The organism is Acidovorax sp. (genome assembly GCF_016783915.1).
In the GTDB taxonomy this organism is placed as follows: domain Bacteria; phylum Pseudomonadota; class Gammaproteobacteria; order Burkholderiales; family Burkholderiaceae_C; genus Acidovorax.
Genome location: NZ_JADHVT010000236.1, coordinates 1 through 5094 on the forward strand (window position 1 = coordinate 1; position 5094 = coordinate 5094).

6 protein-coding genes are annotated in these 5094 nt (G+C 67.9%); 5 read left to right on the top strand and 1 reads right to left on the bottom strand.

The window, feature by feature from the left end:
• The 5 genes from ISS20_RS23540 to ISS20_RS23560 all read left to right on the top strand — a co-directional run.
• Positions 1-698 (top strand): ABC transporter permease (locus tag ISS20_RS23540; protein ID WP_291440067.1); only part of this gene is annotated, 698 nt, incomplete at its 5' end.
• Between the two features lie 35 nt (positions 699-733).
• The gene (locus ISS20_RS23545) at positions 734-1798 is read left to right on the top strand and encodes a LacI family DNA-binding transcriptional regulator (RefSeq protein WP_291440069.1); all 1065 of its coding nucleotides are present in this window, start codon (positions 734-736) and stop codon (positions 1796-1798) included.
• Entirely contained in the window at positions 1753-2697 is a 945-nt protein-coding gene (gene rbsK / locus ISS20_RS23550) for a ribokinase (RefSeq protein ID WP_291440071.1), read from the top strand. Before ISS20_RS23545 ends, rbsK begins: the two co-directional genes overlap by 46 nt.
• A complete protein-coding gene (gene rbsD, locus ISS20_RS23555) occupies positions 2694-3083 on the top strand; it encodes a D-ribose pyranase (RefSeq protein ID WP_291440073.1) in 390 nt (129 codons plus the stop codon). The genes rbsK and rbsD overlap by 4 nt, the downstream gene beginning before the upstream one ends.
• A 131-nt stretch (positions 3084-3214) precedes the next feature.
• On the top strand, positions 3215-4147 hold the full coding sequence (locus tag ISS20_RS23560) for an MBL fold metallo-hydrolase (RefSeq protein WP_291440075.1): 933 nt from the start codon (positions 3215-3217) through the stop codon (positions 4145-4147).
• 93 nt (positions 4148-4240) lie between these two features.
• On the opposite strand, the gene ISS20_RS23565 is transcribed toward ISS20_RS23560, so the two are convergent.
• Positions 4241-4837 (bottom strand): DUF4124 domain-containing protein, encoded by a 597-nt coding sequence (locus ISS20_RS23565; protein ID WP_291440077.1) that lies wholly within the window; start codon positions 4835-4837, stop codon positions 4241-4243.
• Positions 4838-5094: the final 257 nt, after the last annotated feature.

Consider the following 5094-nt stretch of genomic DNA (forward strand, 5'->3'; position numbering starts at 1 on the left):
TCCTGCAATGGGGCTGGACGGTGCCCGCCGCCGCCGCGCTGGCGCTGGCCACGGGCCTGGTGTGCGGCACCATCACGGGCACCATTTCCGTCGCGTGGCGGCTGCCCTCGTTCATCGTGTCGCTGGGCATGCTCGAAGCCGTGCGCGGCAGCGCCTATGTGGTCACCGACTCGCGCACGCAGTACGTGGGCGATGCGATTTCGTGGCTGTCAGCACCGTTTTTTGGCGGCATCTCGTTCGCCTTCTTGCTGGCCGTGGTGCTGGTGGTGGTGGCGCAGCTGGTGCTGTCGCGCACCGTGTTCGGCCGCTGCGTGGTGGGCATTGGCACCAATGAAGAAGCCATGCGCCTGGCCGGTGTGGACCCGCGTCCCATCCGCGTGATCGTGTTTGCCATGACCGGCCTGCTCGCAGGCCTGGCAGGCCTGATGCAGTCGGCCCGGCTGGAAGCCGCCGACCCCAACGCGGGCACCGGCATGGAGCTGCAGGTGATTGCGGCCGTGGTGATTGGCGGCACCAGCCTCATGGGCGGGCGCGGCTCGGTGGTGAACACCGCGTTTGGCGTGCTCATCATCGCGGTGCTCGAAGCAGGTCTGGCCCAGGTGGGCGCCAGCGAGCCCAGCAAGCGCATCATCACGGGTTTTGTGATCGTGGCGGCCGTCATTGTGGACACGCTGCGCCAGCGCCGCGCCGCCCGCTGAACCTGTTTCAACACACCGATTTTTCTTTTTCCTGCATGGCTACTATCAAGGACGTTGCGCGCCACGCCGAGGTGTCGGTCACCACGGTATCGCACGTGGTCAACGGCACGCGCCGCGTGAGCCCCGAGGGGCGCGAGCGCGTCGAGGCCGCCATCCGCGCCCTGGGCTATGTGCCCAGTGCCATTGCGCGCAGCCTCAAGAGCAACAACACGCGCACGCTGGGCATGCTGATCCCCAACAGCTCCAACCCCTACTTCGCCGAGATCGTGCACAGCGTGGAAGACCGCTGCTTTGGCGCGGGCTACAACGTCATCCTGTGCAACACCAACGACGAGGCGCACCGCCAGGGCTCCTACCTGCAGGTGCTGGCCGAACGGCGCATCGACGGGCTCATCGTAGTCTCCACCGGGCATGACGCCACGCTGGCCACGCAGCTGGCGGGCCTGTCCATCCCCACCGTGCTGGTGGACCGCGAAATCGACATCGCCGGGCAGCAGCCCTGTGACCTGGTGGAAACCGCCCACATGCAGGGCGGCCTGCTGGCCACGCGCCACCTGCTGTCGCTGGGCCACCGGCGCATTGCCTGCATTGGCGGCCCCGAAGGCATTGCACCCAGCGAACAGCGCATTGCCGGCTGGCGCACGGCGCTGGCCGACGCGGGCTGCGGCACGGGCGAGGGCCTGCTGTGGCACGGCAACTTCACGAGCCAGGGTGGCTACGAAGCCATGCACGCGGTGCTGCGCGCGCCCGAGCCGCCCACTGCCGTCTTCGTGTGTAACGACCTCATGGCCATGGGCGCGCTGTGCGCCGCGCACGAACGCGACCTGCGCGTGCCCGAGGCACTGTCCATCGTGGGCTTTGACGACATCGAACTCACCGCCTTCACCAGCCCGCCGCTGACCACCGTGGCCCAGCCCAAGCAGCGCATCGGCGCGCTGGCCGTGGACATGCTGCTGGAGCGCATCGACGGCAAACGCCAGGACGCGCGCAAGGTGATGCTGCAGCCCGAGCTGCGCGTGCGCGCCTCCACCGCCCATGCGCCCGGAGGTGCGGCATGGGCCCGAGCCACACGCCCCGCATCGCCGTCGTCGGCAGCCTGAACATGGACCTGGTGCTGCAGGTGCAGCACGCGCCCGGCCCCGGCGAGACCGTGCTGGCCGACGCCCTGCACCTGGTGCCCGGCGGCAAGGGCGGTAACCAGGCGGTGGCCTGCGCGCGCCAGGGCGCCCAGGTGGCCTTGTTTGGCCGCGTGGGCAATGACGGCTACGGCCAGACGCTGCGCGCCGGGCTCGACGCCGACGGCATTGACCACAGCGGCGTGCAGACCGATGCGCAAACCACCACCGGCGTGGCCGCCATCACCGTGGAAGCCTCGGGGCAGAACCGCATCGTGGTCGTGCCCGGCGCCAATGGCCGCTTTGTGCTGGATGCCGCTGCACTGGGTGCCGCACTGCAAGGCGCAGGCGGCCTGGTGATGCAGTTCGAAACCCCCCTGCCCCAGGTGCTGGCTGCCGCCGAGATGGCCCATGCAGCAGGCTGCCCTGTAGTGCTAAACCCCTCACCCATCCAACCGCTGCCCGAGGCACTGTGGCCGCTGGTCAATATCTTGGTGGTGAACGAAGTGGAAGCCGCCGCGCTGGCGGGCCAGAACGTCGCCACGCCCGCAGACGCGGCAAAAGCCGCACAAGCATTGCGCGCCAAGGGCCCCGCCCAAGTGGTAGTGACCCTGGGCGCGGCGGGCGCCGTGGCCGCCGATGCCGCAGGCAACCGCTACCACCCCGGCCTGGTCGTGCGGGCGGTGGACACCACGGCCGCAGGCGACACCTTCCTGGGCGCGCTGGCCGTGACCCTGGCACGCGGCGAGCCGCTCGATGCCGCCGTGCGCGAAGGCATCCGCGCATCGGCGCTGTGCGTCACCCAGCCCGGCGCCCAGCCGTCCATTCCCACCCGCGCCGCCGTGGCGCACAGCCCCCAACCGCCCGCCTGGAGCCCCCTGTGAAACGCACCGCCCTGCTGCATGCCGAACTCTCCCACGCCATCGCCACCCTGGGCCACGGCGACATGCTGGTGATCGGCGACGTGGGACTGCCCATCCCCAATGGCCCGCGCCGCATTGACCTGGCGCTGACGCCGGGCATTCCGGCCGTGGCCGATGTGCTGCGGGTGGTGCTGGACGAAATGCAGGTCGAAAAAGCGCTGATCGCCACCGAAGCCGTGGAGCGCAATGGAGGGCAGTTGCCCGCCTGGTGCCACTTGCCGGTGGAGCCCCAGTCCGTATCGCACGAAGAGTTCAAGCGCTTGACCCAGCAAGCCCGTGTGATGGTGCGTACGGGTGAGTGCACGCCCTATGCCAATGTGATCCTGGTGGCGGGCGTGACGTTCTGACACAGCCTGGGTGGCCGGGCTGCGGGTTTTGGAGGACTTGGGGCGGGCACGACCTGGGGTAGGCTGGGCAGCAGCCCACGGCGCCGCACAAAAAATGATGCGCGCCACCAAAGCCCCGAATCCCAGCATCCATGCCCACCACCGCGCCCCAAGATCTCCTGCCCCCTGAAATCACCGTTCTCGAACGAGGCTGGCTGTCGGCCAACAACATCCTCTTCATAGGCCAGCACGACACCGCCATCGTGGACACCGGCTATTGCAGCCATGCCGAGCAAACCGTGGAACTGGTGCGCGACGCCCTTGCAGGCCGCAGGCTGGATCGCGTGCTCAACACCCACCTGCACAGCGACCACTGCGGGGGCAATGCCGCGCTGCAAAAGGCCTGGCCCGGCGTGCTCACGGCCATCCCGCCCGGCCAGGCCGACCATGTGCGCCAGTGGGATGCCTATGCGCTGAGCTACACCCCCACCGGCCAGGAATGCCCGCCCTTTCGGGCCGATACGCTGCTGGTGCCGGGCTCGTGCGTGCTGCTGGGCGACAAGCCCTGGCAGGTCCATGCCGCGCCAGGGCACGACCCGCATTCGGTGGTGCTGTTCGAGCCCCAGGGCCGTGTGCTGATCTCGGCCGACGCGCTGTGGGAAAACGGCTTTGGCGTGGTGTTCCCGGAGCTGGAGGGCGACGATGCCTTCGCCCAAGTGGGGGCCACGCTGGACCTGATTGAAACGCTGTCGCCCCAAGTCGTGATCCCGGGCCACGGGCCAGTGTTTGCCGATGCCCCCCGTGCCATCGACGGCGCCCGTCGCCGCCTGGATGGTTTTGTGCGCAACCCGGGCAAGCACGCGCTCTATGCGGCCAAGGTGCTGCTCAAGTACAAGCTGCTCGAATGGCAGCGGATCGGCATTCCCGACCTCACGGCCTGGGCGCAGGCCACGCCGTATTTCGGCATGCTGCGTGCACGGCACTTTGCAGCGCAGACCGAGGCCGAATGGCTGCAGAGCCTGGCAGATGAACTGGTGCGGTCAGGTGCCGCTGCGCGCCAGGGCGAGGTACTGCACAACGTGTGAGGCCTGGCGCATCGGCACAGCTTGTTGCCCTGCGGGCCCTGGCGAAGGGGCCGCCGCTGGCACAAAGCGCCTGGGCGGATCAGCACAACGCCCTCAGTGTTTGTATTGCTTGTCGCAGCCCGTCACATGGTTCTTGCTGCTGGACATGCACTGGTAGAACGACTTCTTGTTGCCCGAGGCGCCCTGACAGTCCGACACGCTGTACTTGCCCTTGGCCTCGCGGATTTTGGGGGCGGCGGAATCAAACGCTGCCTGCGTCATGTAGCCATCGCGCACGTTCTTCTGGCCCACCTCCAGCATCAGGTCGGCCTGGTAGTGGATGTTGTCAACGGCCACGGCGCAGTTCAGGGGCACCTGCTGGCTGTCCACCGTGCCCAGCGATTTCTTGAGCCCTTCGCCAAACTCCTCAACGTCCTTGGAGACCTTCTTGGTGCCATCGGGGTTGTACTGCTGGCCCGCCTTGGCGCTGGCGCCCTTGCTGCCGGATGAGGTGCTGCCGCCACTGGTGCCGTTGTTGCTTTGCAGCTTCAGCGGCTCGGCGTCCTGCTTGGCGGGCGGGGGCTGCGAGCCGTAGTGGGTCTTGCCCTCGGCATCCACCCATTTGTACACGGGTTGCGCCTGCGCGCCCACGCTCCACGCCGCTGCCGCGGCCATTGTGGCTACACAGGCCATCCATGCCAGTTTGCCCATCACACCCTCTCTATTTTTTAATGAAACCCGGCTGAGGCGCTAGTTGAATATGCGCCTTCAGCTCCTCTATTGATAGCAATCCAGATACCTTTCGCCCCCGCCGGCGAGCAACAGGGCCTCAGGGCAGGTCCTTGTTCACCTCGGGCAACGCCGCATCGCGGGGGCCAATGGTGCCCAGGCGGCTCTTGAGCGACTGGGGCTGGCCGGTGAGCATGGCCGCGTAGTTGGTGGTGTTGGAGAGCACCTTCTTCACGTAG